Origin of the sequence: Streptomyces sp. NPDC085932, from assembly GCF_044540525.1 — a bacterium.
In the GTDB taxonomy this organism is placed as follows: domain Bacteria; phylum Actinomycetota; class Actinomycetes; order Streptomycetales; family Streptomycetaceae; genus Streptomyces; species Streptomyces levis.
The window spans coordinates 1-21,451 of record NZ_JBITSJ010000003.1 but is presented as its reverse complement, the minus strand read 5'-3'; the positions used below and the strand labels follow the sequence as shown (position 1 = coordinate 21,451).

The window sequence follows — 21,451 nt, the reverse complement described above, 5'->3', positions numbered from 1 at the left end:
GGGATGCGGCCCGGTGACGTGCGACGCGATGCGAGGGCTACGCCTCGAACACCTCGCGCACCAACTGCTCCTGCTCGGCCTGGTGCCGCTTCGCGGAACCGACGGCCGGGGACGAGCTGTGCGGACGCGAGATGCGGCGCAGGCGCTCGCCGTGCGGGACGTCCGCGCCGACCGCCAGGTCCAGGTGGTCGATCAGGTTGAGCGCGATGAACGGCCAGGCACCCTGGTTCGCCGGCTCCTCCTGGGCCCACAGGTACTTCTCGGCGTTCGGGTACTTCTTGATCTCCGCCTGGAGCTCGGTGCCCGGCAGCGGGTACAGCCGCTCGATGCGGATGATCGCCGTGTCCGTGACGCCGCGCTTCTGCCGCTCGGCCTCCAGGTCGTAGTAGACCTTGCCGGCGCAGAAGACGACCTTCTTCACCGCGGCCGGGTCGACCGTCGCGTCACCGATGACCGGCTGGAACTGACCCGACGTGAACTCCTCCGCCTTGGCCGCCGCCGCCTTCAGGCGCAGCATCGACTTCGGCGTGAAGACCACCAGCGGCTTGTGGTGCGGGTTGTGCACCTGCCACCGCAGGAGGTGGAAGTAGTTCGACGGCGACGTCGGCATGGCGACCGTCATGTTGTTCTGCGCGCACATCTGCAGGAAGCGCTCGGGGCGGGCCGAGGAGTGGTCCGGGCCCTGGCCCTCGTAGCCGTGCGGCAGCAGCAGGACGACACCGGAGGTCTGCGCCCACTTCTGCTCGGCCGACGAGATGAACTCGTCCACGACCGTCTGCGCGCCGTTGACGAAGTCGCCGAACTGCGCCTCCCACATCACGAGCGCCTCGGGGCGGGCCAGCGAGTAGCCGTACTCGAAGCCCATCGCCGCGTACTCGGACAGCAGGGAGTTGTAGACGTTGAGCCGTGCCTGGTCCTCGGAGAGGTACTGCAGCGGCGTGTACTCCTCGCCCGTGCTGCGGTCGATGATGACCGCGTGGCGCTGGCCGAACGTGCCGCGCTGCGAGTCCTGGCCCGCCAGGCGGACCGGGACGCCCTCCAGCAGCAGGGAGCCGATCGCGAGGGTCTCGCCCATGCCCCAGTCGATGGTGCCGTCCTCGACCATGGACGCCCGGCGCTGCAGCTGCGGCAGCAGACGCGGGTGCACGGTGACGTGGTCGGGGATGTTGACCTGGGACTCGGCGATCCGCTTGACGACCTCCGTGGTCACCGCGGTGTTCACGGCGACCGGGAACTCCGCCTGCGGGTCGGAGGTCTCCACGACCGCCGGCTGCGAGGTGGCCTCGCGGACCTCCGTGAAGACCTTCTCCAGCTGGCCCTGGTAGTCCTGCAGCGCCTGCTCGGCCTCTTCCAGGGTGATGTCGCCGCGACCGATGAGGGACTCGGTGTACAGCTTGCGCACCGAGCGCTTCTTGTCGATCAGGTCGTACATCAGCGGCTGCGTGAAGGCCGGGTTGTCCGACTCGTTGTGACCGCGGCGGCGGTAGCAGATGAGGTCGATCACCACGTCCTTGTTGAACGCCTGGCGGAACTCGAAGGCGAGCCGCGCCACGCGGACCACGGCCTCCGGGTCGTCGCCGTTCACGTGGAAGATCGGGGCCTCGATCATGCGGGCCACGTCCGTCGCGTACATGGAGGAACGCGAGGACTCGGGGGCCGCGGTGAAGCCGACCTGGTTGTTGATGACGATGTGGACCGTGCCGCCGGTGCGGTAGCCGCGCAGCTGCGACATGTTCAGGGTCTCGGCCACCACGCCCTGGCCCGCGAAGGCCGCGTCGCCGTGGATCGCGACGGGCAGGACCGTGAAGTCCGTGCCGCCCTTGCCGATGATGTCCTGCTTGGCGCGGGAGACGCCCTCCAGGACCGGGTCGACGGCCTCCAGGTGGGAGGGGTTCGCGACCAGGGAGACCTTGATCTGCTCGCCGTCCAGGCCGGTGAAGGTGCCCTCGGCGCCCAGGTGGTACTTCACGTCGCCGGAGCCGTGCATCGACTTCGGGTCGAGGTTGCCCTCGAACTCGCGGAAGATCTGCGCGTACGACTTGCCGACGATGTTGGCGAGGACGTTCAGCCGGCCGCGGTGGGCCATGCCGATGACGACCTCGTCCAGGCGGGACTCGGCGGCCGAGTCCAGCACGGCGTCCAGCAGCGGGATGACGGACTCGCCGCCCTCCAGGGAGAAGCGCTTCTGGCCGACGTACTTGGTCTGCAGGAACGTCTCGAACGCCTCGGCCGCGTTCAGCCGGCGCAGGATGCGCAGCTGCTCCTCGCGCTCCGGCTTGGAGTGCGGGCGCTCCACGCGGTCCTGGATCCACTTGCGCTGCTTCGGGTCCTGGATGTGCATGAACTCGATGCCGGTGGTGCGGCAGTACGAGTCGCGCAGGACGCCGAGGATGTCGCGCAGCTTCATCATCGACTTGCCGGCGAAGCCGCCGACGGCGAACTCGCGCTCCAGGTCCCAGAGCGTGAGGCCGTGCTCGGTGATGTCCAGGTCGGGGTGCTTGCGCTGCTGGTACTCCAGCGGGTCGGTGTCGGCCATGACGTGGCCGCGGACCCGGTAGGAGTGGATCAGCTCGAAGACGCGGGCGGCCTTGGTGACGTCGTCGTCGTGGCTGGCGTCGATGTCCTTGAGCCAGCGGACCGGCTCGTAGGGGATGCGCAGGGCCTCGAAGATGTCGTCGTAGAAGCCGTTCTCGCCGAGCAGCAGGTTGGCGACCTGGCGGAGGAACTCGCCGGAGGCGGCGCCCTGGATGACCCGGTGGTCGTAGGTCGACGTGAGCGTCATGACCTTCGAGATGCCGAGCTTGTTCAGGGTGTCCTGGCTGGTGCCCTGGAACTCCGCCGGGTAGTCCATGGAGCCGACGCCCATGATCACGGACTGGCCGGGCATCAGGCGCGGCACCGAGTGGACCGTGCCGAGGCCGCCGGGGTTGGTCAGGGAGACCGTGACGCCGGAGAAGTCGTCCATCGTCAGCTTGCCGTCGCGGGCGCGGCGGACGATGTCCTCGTAGGCCTGCCAGAACTCGAAGAAGTTCAGCGTCTCGGCCTTCTTGATCGCCGCGACGACCAGCTGGCGGTCGCCGTTCGGCTTGACCAGGTCGATGGCGAGACCGAGGTTGACGTGCTCCGGCTTGACCAGGGTCGGCTTGCCGTCCACCTTCGCGAACGAGTAGTTCATCGCCGGCATGGCCTTGATCGCCTGGACCATGGCGTAGCCGATGAGGTGCGTGAAGGAGATCTTCCCGCCGCGCGCCCGCTTGAGGTGGTTGTTGATGACGATGCGGTTGTCGAACAGCAGCTTCACCGGGACCGCGCGCACGGACGTGGCCGTGGGCAGCTCCAGGGAGGCGTCCATGTTCTTCGCGACCGCGGCGGCCGGACCGCGCAGCACGACCTGCTCGGGGCCCGCGGGGGCCTCGGCGGCGGGCTCGGCCTTCTTCGCGGACGCGGCCGGCTTGGCGGCGGCGGCCGGCTTCGCGGGGGCCGGGGCGGCCTTCGCGGGAGCGGCGGCCTGGGCCGGGGCCTGCGCGGCGGGCTTCGCCTGGGCCGGAGCCGGAGCCGGAGCCGGGGCCTGCGCCGGAGCCGCCGCGGCGGCGGGCTTCTCGGCGGCGGGCTTCTCGGCCGCCGGCGCGGGTGCCTGGGCCGGGGTGGCCGGCGCGGCCGGCTGAGCGGTGGTGGTGGTCCCCGCGGCCCCCGTGGCCGCGGTACCCGCCGGAGCCGAGGCGGCAGCGGCGCCCGGCTTGTAGTCGGCGAAGAAGTCCCACCAGGCTCGGTCTACCGAATTCGGGTCCTGGAGGTACTGCTGATAGATCTCGTCGACGAGCCACTCGTTGGCACCGAACGACGCGGCGGGGTTCTTGCCCGCTTGGTCGGTGTCGGTCGAGATGCTCGAGTTACTGGGGGACTGTGGCGACACGGCGGCAACCGCCCTCTTCCGCTTCACAAGATGATGGACAGCGGGAATCAAGGCTACGCCTCCCCGAGCGGGAAGGTCAGGCCGGGCCCGTTCAACGTCGCGCAAGTCACATCTTGGAGAGTGTTTCGGGGCTTGAAATGGCGGGAAACAAGCGTGGTTCCGCTTGAGCAGGGAAGGGGAGAGCGGGGCCTGACACGCCAGTGGCGCGGGCCTGTGCCTGATCACACGTGTCCGTCAGCGCGGATGCCCGTGGATCTTGTGGCTCCGCTTCGAACTTTACGTCAACTTGGCACAGATGGAAGTCCTGGAAGAGTGACAAGAATCCGGCAACCCCGCTCGGATTCGGCCACTCCGATCCGTCCGCCGTGCAGATCCACCGCCCAGCGGGCGATCGCCAGGCCGAGACCCGTGCCGCCGTCGCTGCCCGGCCCCTGCGGCCGCTTGGCGCTGCCGCGGTTGAACCGCTCGAAGACGCGGTGCCACTCGGACTTCGGAATGCCGGGGCCCTCGTCCAGGACCTCCAGCTCCAGCGACTCCGGCAGGGCGCCGCGCCGCGCCTTGACCGTCACCCGGCCGTGCGGCGGACTGTGCTTGACCGCGTTGTCGATGAGATTGGCCACGACCTGGTGGATGCGCTCCGGGTCGGCGTGCGCGGTCAACTCCGGCGGATGCACGTCGAGGTGCAGATGCACGTCCGTGCGGGTGTGACTGCCCGAGCCGGTGGCGATGCCCGCGCGCACCGAGGCGACCATGTTGGCCTCCTTCAGCACGCCCGACAGATACGGCCACACCTCGAAGCGCCGCTTCTTCAGCGGCACGACGCCGTTGTCCAGCCGGGACAGGTCCAGCAGCGTCTCCACCAGCCGGCCGAGGCGCTCGGTCTGCTTCAACGCCGTGCGCATCGTCTCCGGGTCGGCCTGGGTGACGCCGTCGACGATGTTCTCCAGCACCGCGCGCAGCCCTGCGATGGGCGTGCGCAGCTCGTGCGAGACGTTCGCCACCAGCTCCTTGCGCTGGCGGTCCTGGGCCTCCAGCTCGTCGGCCATGGCGTTGATCGTCACGGCCAGGTCGCCCAGCTCGTCACGGCGGTTCTCCCGCGTGCGGCGGGTGTAGTCGCCCTGCGAGATGGAACGCGCCACCGCCGTCATCTCGTCCAGCGGCGCGGTGAGCGAATGGGCCACGAACTGCGTGATGAGCAGAGTGGCGATCATCGAGAAGACCGTGATGAAGCGCAGCTCCGTCTTCGTGTGCACCGCGATCACCGACAGACCCGTGGTGATCAGCACCGAGATGACGACCAGCGCGCCCAGCTTCGTCTTGATCGAGAAGGGGCTCACCTTTCCCCAGGGTTCCGGCTCCCCGGGGTTTCTCCGTGCAGCCGGCCCGCCGCTCATGGCGTCGGGGTCTCCAGGGCGTACCCCACGCCGTGCACGGTGCGGATCCGCTCGGCGCCGATCTTCCGGCGCAGCGCCTTGATGTGGCTGTCGACCGTGCGCGTACCGGAGGCGTCCGCCCAGTCCCAGACCTCGGCGAGCAGCTGCTCGCGCGAGAGGACCGCGCGGGGGGTGTTGGCCAGACACACCAGCAGGTCGAACTCGGTGGGCGTGAGGTGGACGTCCTCGCTGCGCACCCGGACCCGGCGCTGCGCGTGGTCGATCTCCAGTTCGCCCAGGCGCAGGATGCCGCTGCGCGGCGTCGCGGCGGCCAGGGCGGCGCGCTCCACGCGGCGCAGCAGCACGTGCACGCGCGCCGCCAGCTCCCGCATCGAGAACGGCTTGGTCATGTAGTCGTCGGCGCCGACGCCCAGACCGACCAGCATGTCGGTCTCGTCGTCGCGCGCGGTGAGCATGAGCACCGGCACGGGGCGGGCGGCCTGCACGCGACGGCAGACCTCCAGACCGTCGAAGCCGGGCAGCATGATGTCGAGGATCAACAGGTCCGGCTGCCACGCCTCGGCGGTGTCGACGGCGGCCGGACCGTCGCCCGCGGTTTGCACGAGGAATCCCTCGGCTCGCAGACGGGTCGCGATGGCGTCGACGATCGTGGCGTCGTCCTCGACGACGAGCACCCGGCGCTGCGCGCCCGGAGTAGCCGTCGCCGAACCGTTGTGGGAGGTCTGTGTCTGCTCCATCGCCCGCCCCTGGGGTGTGCTTTCCGGAATCAGTGGGGTGATTCCTTCTGACTGGCCATGCCTGCGCATCGTTGCGATTGACGCTTGAATGATCGGCGTCAGAGGAGCAGCGTACGGGCAGGCAGCACGCCTTTGCTATCCAGGGCGGACGGCGAGGTGCACCACGTCGGGAACGCCCCGGGCAACCGGGATCTCTTCGGTACGCACCTGTTGGAACCCGGCATTCCACAAGGTTTCTTCGAATTCCGGAGACGGCTGGGCGGACCAGACCGCGAGGACTCCGCCGGGCCTCAACACCCGTGCGCAGCCCGCCAGTCCGGCCTCGCCGTACAGGTGCGCGTTGCCGTCCGTCACGGTCCAGTCGGGGCCGTTGTCGATGTCCAGGCACAGGGCGTCGTACGTGTCGGATGTCTCATTGACGTGGGCGACGAGATCGGCTTCGACGATGTCCGTGCGGGGGTCGGCGAGGGCCTCGGCGGAGATCGCCGACAGCGGGCCGTCGCGGTGCCATTCGACGATCGCGTGCTCGCGTTCCACCACCGCGATCCGGCCCCAGCGGGGGTCGGCGGCGGCGTGGGCCAGGGAGAAGCCGACGCCGAGTCCGCCGATCAGTACGTCGGGGTGCTCCCGGCCGGGCAGGGCGTCCAGGGCCGCGTCGACCAGCCGCCGCTCCGAGCGGCCGTCGGAGGTGTCCATCAGGAAACAGCCGTTGGCGATGATCTCCAGCCGGTCACCGTGCCGCCGCAGCACGACCTCGCCGTGCGGGCCCTCGCGCCGGTCCAGGACGTCAGGCGTGTCGTATGAGGTGGGCATCGGGTCATCCTGGCAGGTGCGGGCCGGGCTGGGCGCGGGATTAACGGGCGGACGTCGTGGGAAGCCACGGGCGGGCGCGCTGTGTGCCGGCCCCCGCGTGGCGCCCGTCACAGACAGCGGGGCGGGGACGGGCGAAGGCTGGGCCACGACGGAAGGAGGCTCCCTGTGGAACGCACCGCGCCACCGGGACGGACGGCCCCGCCCACGCCGTCCGGTGAGCCGACCCTGCCTGCGCTGTCCGGTGAGCCGGTCCCGTCCGCGGCGTGTGGTGAGCCGGTCCCGTCCGCGCTGACCTGCGTGCCCGCCGGTGCGCCGGGTCCGCCGCACGGTGGTCCGGCCGGCGTGCGGGGTCCGCTGGACGGTGGGCGTGGGCCGGGGCTGCCCGACGGTACGGCCGCGGACGACGGGCCGCTGCCGGTGCCCGTCGGCGGGCCGCTGCTGGACGGCGTGCCGAGGCAGCGCTGCCCGAGGGGCACCGCGGACCCGGGCCGACAGAGAAGCTGCCCGAGGGGCACCGCGGACCCGGGCCGACAGAGAACCGGTGTTCCGGTGGCGCACCGGCGCCGGGTTCCGCGTCCGTGGCGGCTGCTGCCCACGCCCACGGGTTCACCGTTCACCTTCGCGTACGTGGTCCTGCTCTGCGTCACCTCGCTGATCGGCGCGCACGCCGACCCCGCCGTGGTGCACGCCCTGCTCCAGTGGTCCAGCACGGACGTGGCGCACCTGGTGAGTTCGCCGGAACTGGTGCTGGTCGGCAGCGCGCTGTGGGTCGCGGGCGGGGTGGCCTCGCCGTTCACGGTCGGGTTCGTGCTGGTGCTGACCGCGCTGGAACGGCGGATCGGGGGCCTGCGCACGGCCGGGGTCTTCCTGCTCGGGCACGTCCTCGCCACCCTGGCGACCGAGGTCCCGGTGGGACTCGCGGTACTGGCCGGGCAGCTGCCCGACTCCTCCCTCCACCGTCTCGACTACGGCGTCAGCTTCGGCGTCGCGGCCGGCGCCGGCGCCCTGGCCGGTCTGCTCCCGCCGTGGCTGCGCGTACCGCTGCTGGCCGCCTTCGGCGGGATGCTTCTGCGGGACCTCTTCGCCTTCACCGACCCGATGACGAACTGGGGGCATCTGATCGCCCTGGCCATCGGGATCGCGACCTGGCCGCTGGTCCGGCGGTGGCACGCGAGCCGCACGGTTCCGACCGGGGGGTGACCCCCCGGCGGGTGACCCCCGGGATGACGGGGGAGGGCACAGGTCAGGCCCCTGCCGCCGTCGGCCGGTCGTGCCTGGCGCTGGTCAGCACCGCCGCCACTTCCCAGCCCAGCGACTCGTACAGGCCCCGGCCCGCCGGCGTGCCGGCCAGGACGCCGGTCCGGGCTCCCTGGCGCGCGGCGGCGGACTGCAGCGTGCGCATGACGAGGCCGCCCAGCCCCTTGCGGCGGTGCTCCGGGGCCGTCTCGATCCGGTCGGCGACGGCCGTGTCGCCCGTGGGGGTGATCTGGCCGCGCGCCGCCAGGGAGCCGTCCGGGGCGGCCACCATCAGGTGGGTCACCGCGCCCCGCGACCACGTGCGCAGCCGGAAGCCGTCGGGGACGGCCGGAGCGTCGTCCGCCGCCAGCGGGACCGTCATGAGGTAGCCGGGTTCGGGGTCGATCCACCAGCCGTCGTCCAGCCAGCCGGCGACCTCCGCCGGATCGCGGAAGGCCTTCAGCCACACGCCGTCCCCGGTCACCGCGCCGGCCACCTTCCGCACGGTCGTCTCGTCGAGGCCCTCGCCCGTCGCGCCGAACACGTGCCGGGTGACGTGTCCGTACAGCCCCACGTCGATCGTCCAGCCCCACGGCTCGGCCACCGGCGGAGCCGCCCCGCGCGACACGACCCACCCGTCCACCCACGCCCGCACGGTCCCGTCCACGCCGCCCCCGTAATTACCGCTAGCACCTTTGGCCTATTACGTCGATGACTCTACGCGCCCTCCTGGCAGGGGCGGCACGGGTGATCGCTGACAGCGAACACCGGTCGGGGAACAACCGGCCGTCCCCAAGCATTGAGTCGGCATAGCTCAACTTGACTGCCGAAGGGGAGATCATGGCTTCGACGTCCACACCGCTCACCCTGCCCGTGCTGCCGCTCGACGACGAGGTCGTGCTGCCCGGGATGGTGGTCCCGCTGGACCTGAGCGACTCCGAGGTCCGTGCCGCGGTGGAGGCCGCCCAGGCCGCCGCTCGGACAACACCCGGAAAGCCCCGGGTACTCCTGGTGCCACGCATCGACGGGACGTACGCGAACACCGGTGTCCTCGGCACCGTCGAGCAGGTCGGCCGGCTGGCCGACGGCGACCCGGGCGCGCTGATCCGCGGCCGGGGGCGGGTGAGGATCGGTGCGGGGACCACGGGCCCCGGCGCGGCCCTCTGGGTCGAGGGCACCAGCGTCGACGAGACCGTGCCGGAGCCGCTGCCCGGCCAGGTCGCCGAACTGGTCAAGGAGTACAAGGCCCTCGCCACCGCCTGGCTGCGCAAGCGCGGCGCCTGGCAGGTCGTCGACCGGGTCCAGGCCATCGACGACGTCTCGGCGCTGGCCGACAACTCCGGCTACTCGCCGTTCCTGACCACCGACCAGAAGGTCGAACTGCTGGAGACCACCGACCCGGTGGCCCGGCTCAAGCTCGCCACGCAGCAGCTGCGCGACCACCTCGCCGAGCAGGACGTGGCCGAGACCATCGCCAAGGACGTCCAGGAGGGCGTCGACAAGCAGCAGCGCGAGTTCCTGCTGCGGCGCCAGCTCGAAGCGGTCCGCAAGGAGCTGCGCGAGCTGAACGGCGAGGCAGGCAAGGACCCCGCCGAGGAGTCCGACGACTACCGCGCCCGCGTGGAGGCCGCCGACCTGCCCGAGAAGGTCCGCGAGGCCGCCCTGAAGGAGGTCGACAAGCTGGAGCGCTCCTCCGACCAGTCGCCCGAGGGCTCGTGGATCCGCACCTGGCTCGACACGGTCCTGGAGATGCCGTGGAACGAGCGCACCGAGGACGCCTACGACATCCAGGGCGCCAAGGAGGTCCTGGACGCCGAGCACGCCGGTCTGGAGGACGTGAAGGAGCGCATCACCGAGTACCTGGCCGTGCGCAAGCGGCGCAACGAGCGGGGTCTGGGCGTCGTCGGCGGGCGGCGCGGCGGTGCCGTGCTCGCGCTGGTCGGGCCGCCCGGCGTCGGCAAGACCTCCCTCGGCGAGTCCGTCGCCCACGCCATGGGCCGCACGTTCGTGCGCGTCGCCCTCGGCGGTGTGCGCGACGAGGCCGAGATCCGCGGACACCGGCGCACGTACGTCGGCGCGCTGCCCGGCCGGATCGTCCGCGCCATCAAGGAGGCCGGGTCGATGAACCCGGTCGTGCTCCTCGACGAGATCGACAAGGTCGGCTCGGACTTCCGGGGCGACCCGGCCGCCGCCCTGCTCGAAGTGCTCGACCCGGCGCAGAACCACACCTTCCGCGACCACTACCTGGAGGTCGAGCTCGACCTCTCGGACGTCGTCTTCCTGGCCACCGCCAACGTCCTGGAGGCGATCCCGGAGGCCCTGGCCGACCGGATGGAGATCGTCCGCCTCGACGGCTACACCGAGGACGAGAAGGTCGTCATCGCCCGCGACCACCTGCTCCCGCGGCAGCTGGAGCGGGCCGGGCTCGACAAGGACGAGGTGACCATCGACGAGGGCGCGCTGCGCAAGCTCGCCGGCGAGTACACGCGCGAGGCGGGTGTGCGCACCCTGGAGCGGTCGATCGCACGGCTGCTGCGCAAGGTCGCGGCCCAGCACGAACTGGGCGAACGGGAGCTGCCCTTCACCGTCACCGACGCGCACCTGCGGGACCTGATCGGCCGGCCGCACCACGTGCCCGAGTCCGCCCAGGACCCGGCCGAGCGCCGGACGTCCGTGCCGGGCGTGGCCACCGGGCTCGCGGTGACCGGAGCGGGCGGTGACGTGCTCTACGTCGAGGCGTCGCTGGCCGACCCGGAGACGGGCGCGGCCGGGCTGACCCTGACCGGTCAGCTGGGCGACGTGATGAAGGAGTCCGCGCAGATCGCGCTGAGCTTCCTGCGCTCCCACGGCGCCGAGCTCGAACTGCCCGTGGGCGACCTGAAGGACCGGGGCGTGCACATCCACTTCCCGGCGGGCGCGGTCCCCAAGGACGGCCCGAGCGCCGGCATCACGATGACCACGGCCCTGGCGTCCCTGCTGTCCGGCCGGCTGGTCCGCACGGACGTGGCGATGACCGGCGAGGTCTCGCTGACCGGGCGGGTGCTGCCGATCGGCGGTGTGAAGCAGAAGCTGCTCGCCGCGCACCGGGCGGGTGTCACCAGGGTGATCATCCCCAAGCGCAACGAGCCCGACCTGGACGACGTCCCGGCGGAGGTGCTGGACAAGCTCGACGTCCACGCCGTCACCGACGTCCGGCAGGTTCTGGAACTGGCGCTCGCGCCCGCGACGAACGGCGCGACGCCGGAGGTTCCGGTCGCGGCGTGACGGACGCGGCCGGTGGGGAAGGCCCGGGTTCCCGTGAGGGGGCCCGGGCCTTCACCGTGGGGTGGGCCTGTGGACACGGACGCCCTGACCTGGGAATACTTGCCGGGCTGCGGCGCCGACGGCGGCCGCAGGACAATCTCAGTAGCGACGACCTAGGCAGGGACTCACGTGCACGAGGGCGGCAACGACGACGGACACCGGGCCGGACCCGGTGAGTCCGCGGATGCCGGTGTGGCCGGAAACGGCACGGCCGCAGGCGGTACGGCCGGCAGGGGCGTGGACCGGCCCGCCTTCCTCGCGCTGGAGCGGGAACTGACGGTGCTCCTGCGGCGGGCCCGGGCCAGCCAGGGCGAGATGGCCCGCGAGGTCCACCCGGACCTGGAGTCGTCCGCGTACGGGCTGCTCGTCCGGCTGGACGAGTGCGGCAAGCAGCGGGCCACCGAGCTCGCCGCCTACATCGGCGTCGGCAAGGCCACGATGTCCCGCCAGCTGCGCGCCCTGGAGGAGCTCGGCCTGATCGCCCGCGAGCCCGACCCCGCCGACGGGCGTGCCTGGCTGGTCGCCCTCACCCAGGAGGGCCACGACCGCGTCCGCCGGGTCCGCGAGGCCCGCCGCGCCCGGTACGCCGGCCGCCTCGCCGACTGGGAGACGGACGAGGTCACCGAACTGGCCCGGCTGCTGCACCAGCTCAACCGCGGCATGGAGAAGTAGCACCCCGCACGGGGCGCGGGGCCGGGGCCGTCAGAACTCGACGTACACGACCGTCGCGTCGTCGTGGGTCTTGCTCCGGCCCAGGACCGTGGCGGCGGAATCCGCCCGTTCCCGTGTCCGGACCCGGTCCACCAGCGCCTGCGGACCCTCCTTGCGCACGAGGTGGAAGCAGTCCGTCCAGTCGCCCTCCTCGAACCTCTCCACCCAGCGGGTCGCCCCGTCCGTCAGAGCGGCCAGGGCGCGCACCTCGGAGCGGGGCAGGGTCCCGGTCACGGCCAGCCGGGCCACCGAGGCATCGGCCGCCGCCGTGAAGAAGCCGCCCTCCCTGTTCCGCAGGGTCGCGTCCACCATCGCGTCCGTGGCCAGGGCCGAGCGGGGGATCAGGGCCAGCCGGTCGTCCAGGACGGGCGTCACCACGCCGTCCGGGGACTCCAGCAGCAGGGCCGAGTCCGACAGGACGAGGTACTCCACCGTGTCCGGATTCCAGCGGGCCACGACCACCGTGGCCTGAGGGGTGCGGGGGTGAGAAAGGTCACAGGTTGAAGCATGTGCCCCGGCGGTACGCGCGATGGCGCGGGACAAGGCTTCGACCAGGGGAACATCCGGGAGTGAAACGGTCAGTTCGGTCAGCGCGCCACCGAGGCGCGCGGTGAACCAGGGGACGGAATGCAGACAGCCCGTCCCGGTCTTCGGCGGCGTCACACCGTCCAGGACGACGAGTGAACCGCCCTGTCCTGAAGCCGGAAGCCCGACAGCGGCGAAGTCCTCGTTGGGGCGGTCGGCGTCTCCCGGCTCCGAGGCGAGTTCAGTACGCATCCGGCCAGTCTGCACGAGCCCTTCACAAGGTCCGCAGAAGGTCGGCCATGGTTGCCGTACCGGCGCACCCGCGCAGGTCAGGCGCCTGGTTTGGGCTGGAATGATTTGTTCCGGGAAGACGCGGTGGCGAATACTGCCACCGCCCGCTCCCGGCGTCCAACCGGCGTGCCGCGCAAGGCCGCTGCAAGAGCCTGCGGAACTTGCCCCTCAACTCCCCTCCGAGGTTCACTCCTTCGGGTGGCGGGTCAGGTGATGCGCGTGCGCTGCCCACCGGCGCTGGGAGGGTCGGGAAGTGTACCGGGAGTACGCACCAGTTGACGGAGCGTCATCCGGGCCCAAGGGTTCACGAGTCAGGAATGCGAGCACCGGTGCAGAAGACGCGGCCTCGTCGCACAGGCAAGCAGACGGCCCCCGTTCAGGGCGCTGAGCCTACGCCCCCCACCGGAAAGGGCCGCCCCACACACGTCCGCAACCGGCTCATCGTCGCCGTGGCCGTGGTCGCCGCGGCGATCGCCGGGGCCGGCACCCCGTCGGTGCTGGCCGCCTCGGCGGAACTCCACGACTCCCAGGAGCTGGTGACGCTCGCGGAGCAGACGCAGGACGCCCTCGCCCTCGCGCACTCCCTCGCCGACGAGCGCGACGACGTCACCGCCTACATCGCGGCCGGCCGCCCCAAGTCCAAGGCGCCCTCCGAGCAGCACAGCGAACGCGTCGACCGGCAGGTCGAGGAGCTGCGCGCCGACACCGACACCCCGGCCGCGCTCCGCTCGGGTCTCGACGGCATAGCGGCCGTACGGCGGGCGGCGCTCACCGGCAAGAGCAGCGCCCTCGAAGCGCACCAGGCGTACTCCGCCGCCATCACCGAACTGCACCGGCTCGCCGAGCAGCTGGCCCAGCAGACGCCGCCCCGCGCGGGCGCCGGCGGCCACGCGCTGGCCGAGCTGGACTCCGCCGTCCAGCAGGCCGCCGCGGCCCGGGGACTGCTCCTCGCCGCGCTCAGCGTGCCGCGCTCCACCCAGACGGTCATCGACCCCGTCACCGGCCTGCCCACCGAGACCGCCACCTCCTCCGGGGCCGGCGCCCGGCAGCGCGACGCCCTGAGCGCCGCCGCCCAGCAGGCCCGGCTGCGCTCCGACGCGGCCCTGGCCGACTTCCGCGCCACCGCCCCCGAGGCGGCCCGTACCTCGTTCGACAACACGGTCACGGGCACCGAGGTCAACTCCGCCGAGAAATACCTCGCCACCCTCACCGACCAGCCGTCGCTCTCCGACGGCGAGCTGTCCACCGGCACCAAGCGGCTGGACGCGGCCCTGTCCGCCCGGGTCGACCTGATGCGCGGCGTCGAGTCCGCCCTGTACGACCGCCGCACCAAGGACCTGGAGGCCCTGCGCGACGACGACGTCACCGCGCTGGAGATCCGCATCGCCGTCCTCGGCGCCCTGATGCTGCTCGCCGTCGGTGTCGCCACGGGCATGGCCCGCAGCCTCACCCGCCCGCTCGCCGTCCTGCGCCTGGGCTCCAAGCGCCTCGCCGAGGCAGAGGACCCGGCGGCCGAGGAACCGGTGAGGTTCACCGGCCGCAACGACGAGTTCGCGCAGGTCGTCCGCTCCGTGAACGCCCTGCACGCGCACGCGGCCGCCCTCACCGAGCGGATCACCACGCTGGAGTCCGACCGCAAGCACCTCGTCGGCCAGCGCCAGAAGATGGCCGACGCGCGCGAGGAACTGCGCGGCCAGCTCGCCGAGTCCGCCGCCCAGCTGGAGCGGCTGCGCACCGCCATCGGCGGCACCTTCGTCAACCTCGCCCTGCGCACCCTCGGCCTGGTGGAACGGCAGCTGGCCGTCATCGAGAACCTGGAGGAGCGCGAGCAGGACCCGGACCGGCTCTCCACGCTGTTCAAGCTCGACCACTTCGCGACCGTCATGCGCCGGCACAGCGAGAACCTCCTGGTCCTCGCCGGCACCGAGCACGTCCAGCACGCCGCCGGCCCCGTGCCGCTGGTGGACGTGGTGCGCGCCGCGGTCAGCGAGATCGAGCGGTACGAGCGGGTCCGGATCGCCGCGCTGCCGCCGCACGCGCACATCGCCGGGTTCGCCGCCGACGACCTCTCGCACCTGCTGGCCGAACTCATGGAGAACGCCACCTCGTTCTCCCCGCCCGACCTGCCCGTCGAGATCTCCGGCTGGCTGCTGGAGAACGGCGAGGTCATGCTCTCCGTCCAGGACGAGGGCATCGGGATGACCGACGACCGGCTGGAGCGCCTGAACGCCCGCCTGTCCGACTTCGACCCGGAGGCGCCCTACGACCAGGAGGGCGAGGACGGCCTGGGCCTCGGCCTGTACGTCGTCGCCCGTCTCGCGCACCGCCACGGCGTGCGCGTCCAGCTGCGCGAGCAGAAGCAGGGCGGGGTCGCGGCGGTCGTCGTCCTGCCCCGGACCCTGCTGGCGGCGGCCCCGGCCGCGGCCGTCCCGGCCTCCGGCCCGCTCTCCGGCACCACCCACTCCTTCTCCCTGCCCGGCGCCGACGCGGAGGCCAACTCCAACGTCCTGCACGGCCGCACGAACGGCGGGGACCCACTGGTGGCCCTCGCGGAGAAGGCCGTACGGCGGGAGGAGGCCGGCCACGGCACGACCGCGGCCGAGCACCCGGAACCGCCGGAACACCCGGAACCGGCCGAGCACCCGGAACCCGCCGGGCCGGAGGAGACCGCTTCCGCGCAGGAGGTGACGGCACCGGCCGAGACCCCTGCCGAGACCACCATGGAGCTGCTCGCCCCGATACCGCAGGAGGAAGCGGAGCGGACGCAGCACGAGAGCGCGGCCGACGACGGCGGAACCACACCGCCCGGACCGGCCCCGCACGCTCACGAGACCCGCACGGGGGGTGCGGGCGGGAGCGCACACGCCGAGGCGGAAGCCGACGCCGAACACGAACGTGTCACCGACAAGGGCCTGCCCAAGCGCACGCCCAGGATCACCGCCCAGCCCACCGCCCCGCGCCAGCGCGGCGGTTCGGTCGACGCCGACGCCCTGCGCCGCCGCCTCGGCGGTTTCCGCCAGGGCGCCCAGGCCGGCTACCGCGAGGTGGAGGCGGAGATCGCCGAGCAGACGGCCTCGCACCAGCGGCCGGCCGCCGGCACATCTGGACCAGCTGATTCCGAAGAAGCCACGGGGGGCACAGTCGAGGAGGCAAGCAGTTGACCGCGCCCAGTACCTTCGGACTGATCGGACTGAGCAGTGAGGCCCGCAACCTGCACTGGCTGCTGACCAACCTCGTCGAGGAGGTGCCCGGCATCCTCTCGGTCGCGGTCGTCTCCTCCGACGGGCTGCTCCTGCTGTCCTCCGACGCAGACCGCAACAAGGAGGCCCGTCAGGCCCGGCAGTCCCAAGGGACCCGGCCCACCGGCCCGCGCGGCTCCGCCGCCGACCTCGCCACCATCGTCTCCGGCATCGGCAGCCTGACCATCGGTGCCGCCAAGCTGATGGACTTCGGCGGGGTCAAACACACCATGATCGCCATGGACGAGGGCAGCCTGTTCGTGATGTCGATCAGCGACGGCTCGCTGCTCGGCGTGCACGGCTCCGCGGACTGCGACATGAGCGTGGTGGCCTACCACATGGCCTTGTTCGTCGGCCGGGCCGGCCACGTCCTGACGCCGGAACTGCGCAGCGAACTCCGCAAATCCCTGGAGGAGTCCCAGACGACGGGGAGTGCCCGATGAGCAGGAGTCCCAAGCAGCATCTCCCGGTGCGCGGCGGGGACCGCAAGCCCGCCCGGGTCCGCCCCTACTCGCTCACCGGCGGCCGCACCCGCTTCGGCCACGTCCTCCTCGTGGAGACGTTCGTGGCCAGCACGGCCGCGCTGGACGCCCCGGAGGAGCGCAAGGAACTGACGAACGGTTCGCTGTCCACCCGGGTCATGCCGGAACTGCGGGCCATCGTCGAACTGTGCCGCCGGATGCGTACGGTGGCCGAGATCGCCGCGCTGCTGAAGATGCCGCTCGGCGTGGTCCGCGTGCTCCTCAGTGACCTCGCGGACCAGGGAAAGATCCGTGTGTACGGAACGGGAACCGGCCACGGCACGGGCCGCCCGGACCGCGCTCTGCTGGAAAGGGTGCTGAGTGGACTCCGTCGTCTCTGACGCCGCTCACGGCGTCGCTGCTTCCTCCCCGCTCGCCCGGCCCGACGCGGGCATGCACGCCTGGGAGACGGACCGCACCCGGGCCCCCATAGCCACGAAGATCGTGGTGGCGGGCGGCTTCGGCGTGGGCAAGACCACGCTGGTCACCTCCGCCTCGGAGATCACGCCCCTGCAGACCGAGGCGCTGATGACCGAGGCGAGCGAGGCCACCGACGACCTCACCGCCACGCCGGGCAAGACCTCCACCACCGTCGCCATGGACTTCGGGCGCATCACGCTCGACGACGACCTGGTGCTCTACCTGTTCGGCACGCCGGGCCAGCAGCGGTTCTGGTTCATGTGGGACGACATCGTGCGGGGCGCGATCGGTGCCGTCGTGCTGGCCGACACGCGACGGCTGAAGGACTGCTTCCCGGTCCTGGACTACTTCGAGAGCTCCGGGCTGCCGTACGTGGTCGCGGTCAACCACTTCGACGGGGCCGAGCTGTTCGAGCCGGAGGACGTGCGGGAGGCCTTGACCATCCCGCAACACATACCTGTCATGATCATGGACGCGCGTCGCCGGATCTCCGTGATCGAGACCCTCCTGGCCCTCGTCGGCCACGCGCTGGACGAAACCCCCGAGTAGAGGACAGCCCGCATGCGGAAGATACTCGTCGTCGGAGCCGGCCAGTCCGGACTCCAGATCGCTCTCGGCCTCCAGTCGCAGGGGTACGAGGTCACCCTGATGTCGAACCGGACCGCGGACGAGATCCGCACCGGCCGGGTCATGTCGACGCAGTGCATGTTCCACACGGCCCTGCAGCACGAGCGCGATCTCCAGCTGAACTTCTGGGAGTCCCAGGCCCCGAAGATCGAAGGACTGGGCGTCTCGGTCGCCGCTCCCGGCTCCTGGGCCGAGGGCCCCTCCGCGCGGGCCATCGACTGGCTCGGCCGCCTCGACGGGTTCGCGCAGTCGATCGACCAGCGCGTGAAGATGGCCGGCTGGATGGAGACCTTCGCCCAGCGCGGCGGCCAGCTCGTCATCCACGGCGCGGCCGTCGGCGACCTCGACTACTTCTCCCGCACCTACGACCTGGTGCTGGTCGCCGCCGGCAAGGGCGAGCTGGTCCAGATGTTCGGCCGCGACGCCGAGCGCTCCCCGTACAGCGAGCCGCAGCGCGCGCTGGCCGTGGCGTACGTCCACGGCCTCGGGCCGCGCCCCGAGCACCCGGACACCGAGGCGGTCCGCTGCAACCTCGTGCCGGGCGTCGGCGAGCTGTTCGTCATGCCCTGCCTGACCACCTCCGGCCGGGCCGACATCCTCTTCTGGGAGGGCATACCCGGCGGCCCGCTCGACGTCTTCGCCGGCGTCAAGGACCCCGCCGAGCACCTCTCCCTGACCCTGGAACTCATGGAGCGGTACGTCCCCTGGGAGTACGCGCGGGCCACCAAGGTCGAACTGACCGACGCCGGCGGCACGCTGGCCGGGCGCTACGCCCCCACCGTCCGCAACCCCATCGGCCGGCTCCCGAGCGGCGGCCTGGTGCTCGGCGTCGCCGACGTGGTCGTGGCGAACGACCCGATCACCGGGCAGGGCTCCAACTCGGCGTCCAAGTGCGCCGCCGCCTACCTCGCCTCGATCGTCGAGCACGGTGACAAGCCGTTCGACGAGGAGTGGATGCGGGCCACCTTCGACCGCTACTGGAACACCGCGCAGCACGTCACCAAGTGGACCAACGCGATGCTCGCGCCGCCGCCCGAGCACGTGCTGAACCTCATCGGCGCCGCCGGCGAGATCAAGCCGGTCGCCGACCGCTTCGCCAACGGCTTCGACAACCCGGCCGACTTCGAGAACTTCTTCTACGACCCGGAGAAGGCCCAGGCCTACCTGGTCGAGGCGTCGGGCGCGGGCGCCGCCTAGTCCTCCGGCGTGGACGTCGCCCGGTCCTCGTCGTCCGGGTGGCCCTCGTAGCCCTCGTCCGACCCGTCCGTCGCGCCCTCGGGGAGCTCCGGCGGCTCGTACCGCCGCAGGGGCTTCCCGTCCGGGTCCGGGCGGACGGCGCCCAGCACCGGGTTGGCCGCGATCGGTGACACCTTCACCCTCGCGCCCGGGCGGGGTGCCTGGACGACTCGGCCGTCGCCGAGGTACAGCGCCACGTGCGTGGCCTCCTCGAAGTACACGACCAGGTCGCCCGGGCGCAGCTCGTCCAGGTCGATCCGCTCCAGCCGCTTCCACTGCTCCTGACTGGTGCGCGGGATGGGCGTGCCGGCCGCGGCCCAGGCCTGCGAGGTCAGGCCGGAGCAGTCGAACGACTTCGGGCCCTCCGCGCCCCACTCGTACGGCTTGCCGAGCTGCCGTACGGCGTAGCGCACGGCCCGGCCGCCTGCCGCCGTCGGCCTGCGGACGGAGCCGGCGCTGCCGCCGGCTCCGAGCGCGCCGGACGCCATGAACCGCTTCTGCGCCTTCGCCACACCGTCCTCCTCCAGCTCGGCGACGGCGCTGAGCTGGTCCTCGTCGAGGGAGGCGAGCAGTTCCTCGACGTCGTGCAGCCGTCCGCGCACCGTGTCGCGTTCCTTCTTGCGCCGCTCGGCGAGGGCGAGCTGCTCGTCGAGGGCCGTGCGGGCCTTGCGGGCGAGGTCCCGGGCCTTGCGTTCGCTGCCCGTCAGCCGGCCGACCGTGCCGGCCCGCTCCCGGGCGATCCGGCCGATCACCCGGCCCTGGTCCACCGCGTGCTCCGGATCCCGGGCCAGCAGCAGCCGGACGTACGGGGAGATGCCGGTGCTGCTCTGGTACTGCTGCCGGGCCAGGCGGCCGGCCGCGCCCCGGCTGTCGTGCAGGGAGAGCCGGGCCCGGGCCAGGGCGCGCTCCAGCCGCTCGGTCTCGGCGCGCTGCCGCTTGAGCTTCTCCTCGGTGGCGTTGTACGCCTCGGTGGCCTGCTCGGCCTGCCGGTACAGGCGCTGAAGGTCGGTCAGGAGGCGGGCGACGGAGGGCTGTTCCCCGTCCGGCTCGGGAACGGCCGTGGCGGGCACGGGCGCGAGGGCCGTTCCGGCTGCCGTCGCCGCGACGCAGACCAGACGCAGCAGGGTTCCTGACATGCCGTCACCTCCGGTGCGGGGGCGGCCCTGTGCCGCCGGACACCGTGAGGATCGGGCGCGTGCGCGGGGTGCGCGCGGTGAGTGTGCGCGGTTCGGCGCAACGACGTCACCCGTCGGCGTCGTCCCGCTTGCCCGGCGGCGTGGCGTCTGGCTTCGTGACGTCCGGCTTCGACCACGGCCAGTTGAGCCGGCGGGTGGGAGCGCCCTCCGGGGCGTAGGCGTACTTCCAGCGGTTCGTCAGGCCCACCTTGCCCGGCCCGCGGGGCACGCGCCGGTAGACCAGCACCGTGGGCGGTCCGCCGTCCGGGTCCGGGACGGGGATGCGGTACGTCTTGGGCGGGTGGCCGGTGATGCCGAGCAGGACGGGCAGGACCCTGCCGTCCATGGGGCCGCCCTCGAAGGGGGTGTCTTCGCTCTTCACGGGATCAGTGTCAGACATCCTCGGCGAGGGCCAGGACCAGGGCGTCCGTCTGCGGGTCGCGGCGGGCGGTCACCGTCAGCACGGCGACGAACTGCTCGACGAGCCAGTCGCGCAGCTCCTCGGCCGGGGGGTCCTTGTCCTCGTCGAGCCAGATCAGCGACGACGCCTCCACGGCGGTGATCCACATACGGATGGTCATGCGCAGCCGGGGGCCGGGGTCGGTGACGCCGAGGTGGCTGAGGATGTGCTCGGCCGCGACGCGGCGGACGCCGTCGACGATGGCGGTGGTCCGTGAGGTCTCGACGACGCTGCCGCCCTGGAGGAGGGCGCTGAAGCCGGCGTCGTGCTCGTCGACGAAGGCGAGGTAGCGGTCGAGGGCGCGGGACAGGCGGGGGAGGAGGGGGCCCTCGCGGGGTTCGTCGAAGCAGTGCTGGAGCTCGTCGGCGGCGGAGCGGAGCGCGGCCTCGTAGAGCTGCTGCTTGCCGCCGGGGAAGTACCGGTACACCAGGGGGCGGGAGACGCCGGCCGCCTCGGCGACGTCGTCGAGGGAGACCTCCTCCGGCGCACGGTGCGCGAAGAGGCCCAGCGCGGCGGTGAGCAACTGGCTGCGGCGTTCCTCGACGCTGAGTCGCCGGTAGGCGGGGGTGGGGGCGGCGGCTGGTGTCATGCTCCGCAGCGTAATCGGGGGGTCGGGGGGCTGCGTAGCGGTGGCCGGGAACGTGCGGCGGGCTGCGGCGGTGGGCGGAGTGCTCGCGGTGGCCTTCGGCGGTGGGGCCGGGGTGCCCGCGGCGGCCTGTGACCGCTGGGCGGGGGTGCGCGTCTACGCCTGACGGGGGGGGTGGGTCGGGGGCGCGCCCGGGGGGGTGCGTCCGCGGGACCGCGCGCTGGGGGTTCGAAACCGCTCCCCGTACCGCGACCCGCCAACCCC

The 21,451-nt window shown here is 72.2% G+C and carries 18 protein-coding genes; 9 read left to right on the top strand and 9 right to left on the bottom strand.

The annotated features are described in order from the left end of the window. Positions 1-37: 37 nt before the first annotated feature. The 4 genes from ACIGAQ_RS16105 to ACIGAQ_RS16090 all read right to left on the bottom strand — a co-directional run bounded on the left by ACIGAQ_RS16105 (position 38) and on the right by ACIGAQ_RS16090 (position 6,857). Positions 38-3,913 carry a multifunctional oxoglutarate decarboxylase/oxoglutarate dehydrogenase thiamine pyrophosphate-binding subunit/dihydrolipoyllysine-residue succinyltransferase subunit gene (locus ACIGAQ_RS16105; protein WP_399783223.1) on the bottom strand — a complete coding sequence of 1,292 codons (3,876 nt, stop codon included), beginning with the start codon at positions 3,911-3,913 and terminating at the stop codon, positions 38-40. Positions 3,914-4,194: 281 nt separating this feature from the next. Continuing rightward, on the bottom strand, positions 4,195-5,307 hold the full coding sequence (locus tag ACIGAQ_RS16100; RefSeq protein WP_094055972.1) for a HAMP domain-containing sensor histidine kinase: 1,113 nt from the start codon (positions 5,305-5,307) through the stop codon (positions 4,195-4,197). Next, positions 5,304-6,044, bottom strand: a complete 741-nt coding sequence (locus tag ACIGAQ_RS16095) for a response regulator transcription factor (protein WP_309097915.1) — start codon at positions 6,042-6,044, stop codon at positions 5,304-5,306. The genes ACIGAQ_RS16100 and ACIGAQ_RS16095 overlap by 4 nt, the downstream gene beginning before the upstream one ends. Positions 6,045-6,179: 135 nt before the next feature. Further along, the gene (locus tag ACIGAQ_RS16090; protein WP_399783219.1) at positions 6,180-6,857 is read right to left on the bottom strand and encodes a spermidine synthase; all 678 of its coding nucleotides are present in this window, start codon (positions 6,855-6,857) and stop codon (positions 6,180-6,182) included. Positions 6,858-7,211: 354 nt separating this feature from the next. Here ACIGAQ_RS16090 and ACIGAQ_RS16085 point away from each other — a divergent pair, with 354 nt between their 5' ends. Further along, complete coding sequence (locus ACIGAQ_RS16085) at positions 7,212-8,057, top strand: rhomboid-like protein (RefSeq protein WP_399784576.1); 846 nt, start codon at positions 7,212-7,214, stop codon at positions 8,055-8,057. A 43-nt stretch (positions 8,058-8,100) separates the two neighbouring features. On the opposite strand, the gene ACIGAQ_RS16080 is transcribed toward ACIGAQ_RS16085, so the two are convergent. Beyond that, positions 8,101-8,760, bottom strand: a complete 660-nt coding sequence (locus ACIGAQ_RS16080; protein ID WP_311679404.1) for a GNAT family N-acetyltransferase — start codon at positions 8,758-8,760, stop codon at positions 8,101-8,103. Positions 8,761-8,933: 173 nt separating this feature from the next. Between ACIGAQ_RS16080 and lon the strand changes: the two genes are divergently transcribed. Further along, positions 8,934-11,357, top strand: coding sequence for an endopeptidase La (gene lon / locus ACIGAQ_RS16075; protein WP_399783216.1), 2,424 nt, complete (start codon positions 8,934-8,936; stop codon positions 11,355-11,357). Between the two features lie 168 nt (positions 11,358-11,525). Next, a complete protein-coding gene (locus ACIGAQ_RS16070; RefSeq protein WP_394814188.1) occupies positions 11,526-12,068 on the top strand; it encodes a MarR family winged helix-turn-helix transcriptional regulator in 543 nt (180 codons plus the stop codon). Positions 12,069-12,098: 30 nt separating this feature from the next. Here the strand turns inward: ACIGAQ_RS16070 and ACIGAQ_RS16065 are convergent, their stop codons facing one another. Beyond that, entirely contained in the window at positions 12,099-12,884 is a 786-nt protein-coding gene (locus ACIGAQ_RS16065) for a protein phosphatase 2C domain-containing protein (RefSeq protein ID WP_399783213.1), read from the bottom strand. Between the two features lie 356 nt (positions 12,885-13,240). On the opposite strand from ACIGAQ_RS16065, the gene ACIGAQ_RS16060 reads away from it, so the two are divergent. The 5 genes from ACIGAQ_RS16060 to ACIGAQ_RS16040 are packed head-to-tail and all read left to right on the top strand — an operon-like array spanning position 13,241 to position 18,927. Next, complete coding sequence (locus ACIGAQ_RS16060; protein ID WP_399783210.1) at positions 13,241-16,084, top strand: nitrate- and nitrite sensing domain-containing protein; 2,844 nt, start codon at positions 13,241-13,243, stop codon at positions 16,082-16,084. Continuing rightward, positions 16,081-16,605: a roadblock/LC7 domain-containing protein gene (locus ACIGAQ_RS16055; protein ID WP_311679400.1), complete on the top strand. Its 525-nt coding sequence runs from the start codon at positions 16,081-16,083 to the stop codon at positions 16,603-16,605. The genes ACIGAQ_RS16060 and ACIGAQ_RS16055 overlap by 4 nt, the downstream gene beginning before the upstream one ends. Continuing rightward, complete coding sequence (locus ACIGAQ_RS16050) at positions 16,602-17,024, top strand: DUF742 domain-containing protein (RefSeq protein WP_311679399.1); 423 nt, start codon at positions 16,602-16,604, stop codon at positions 17,022-17,024. Before ACIGAQ_RS16055 ends, ACIGAQ_RS16050 begins: the two co-directional genes overlap by 4 nt. Beyond that, positions 17,005-17,652, top strand: a complete 648-nt coding sequence (locus ACIGAQ_RS16045) for an ATP/GTP-binding protein (protein WP_094055963.1) — start codon at positions 17,005-17,007, stop codon at positions 17,650-17,652. Before ACIGAQ_RS16050 ends, ACIGAQ_RS16045 begins: the two co-directional genes overlap by 20 nt. Before the next feature lie 12 nt (positions 17,653-17,664). After that, positions 17,665-18,927 carry a styrene monooxygenase/indole monooxygenase family protein gene (locus tag ACIGAQ_RS16040; protein WP_311679398.1) on the top strand — a complete coding sequence of 421 codons (1,263 nt, stop codon included), beginning with the start codon at positions 17,665-17,667 and terminating at the stop codon, positions 18,925-18,927. Here ACIGAQ_RS16040 and ACIGAQ_RS16035 read toward each other — a convergent pair. From ACIGAQ_RS16035 to ACIGAQ_RS16025, 3 genes are all read right to left on the bottom strand, one after another. Then, positions 18,924-20,102, bottom strand: a complete 1,179-nt coding sequence (locus ACIGAQ_RS16035; RefSeq protein ID WP_399783205.1) for an NlpC/P60 family protein — start codon at positions 20,100-20,102, stop codon at positions 18,924-18,926. The genes ACIGAQ_RS16040 and ACIGAQ_RS16035 overlap by 4 nt on opposite strands. Before the next feature lie 106 nt (positions 20,103-20,208). After that, the gene (locus ACIGAQ_RS16030) at positions 20,209-20,523 is read right to left on the bottom strand and encodes a hypothetical protein (protein WP_311679396.1); all 315 of its coding nucleotides are present in this window, start codon (positions 20,521-20,523) and stop codon (positions 20,209-20,211) included. A gap of 10 nt (positions 20,524-20,533) precedes the next feature. Continuing rightward, complete coding sequence (locus ACIGAQ_RS16025; RefSeq protein WP_311679395.1) at positions 20,534-21,190, bottom strand: TetR/AcrR family transcriptional regulator; 657 nt, start codon at positions 21,188-21,190, stop codon at positions 20,534-20,536. A 40-nt stretch (positions 21,191-21,230) separates the two neighbouring features. Between ACIGAQ_RS16025 and ACIGAQ_RS16020 the strand changes: the two genes are divergently transcribed. Continuing rightward, on the top strand, positions 21,231-21,353 hold the full coding sequence (locus ACIGAQ_RS16020) for a hypothetical protein (RefSeq protein WP_362278600.1): 123 nt from the start codon (positions 21,231-21,233) through the stop codon (positions 21,351-21,353). Positions 21,354-21,451 lie beyond the last annotated feature (98 nt).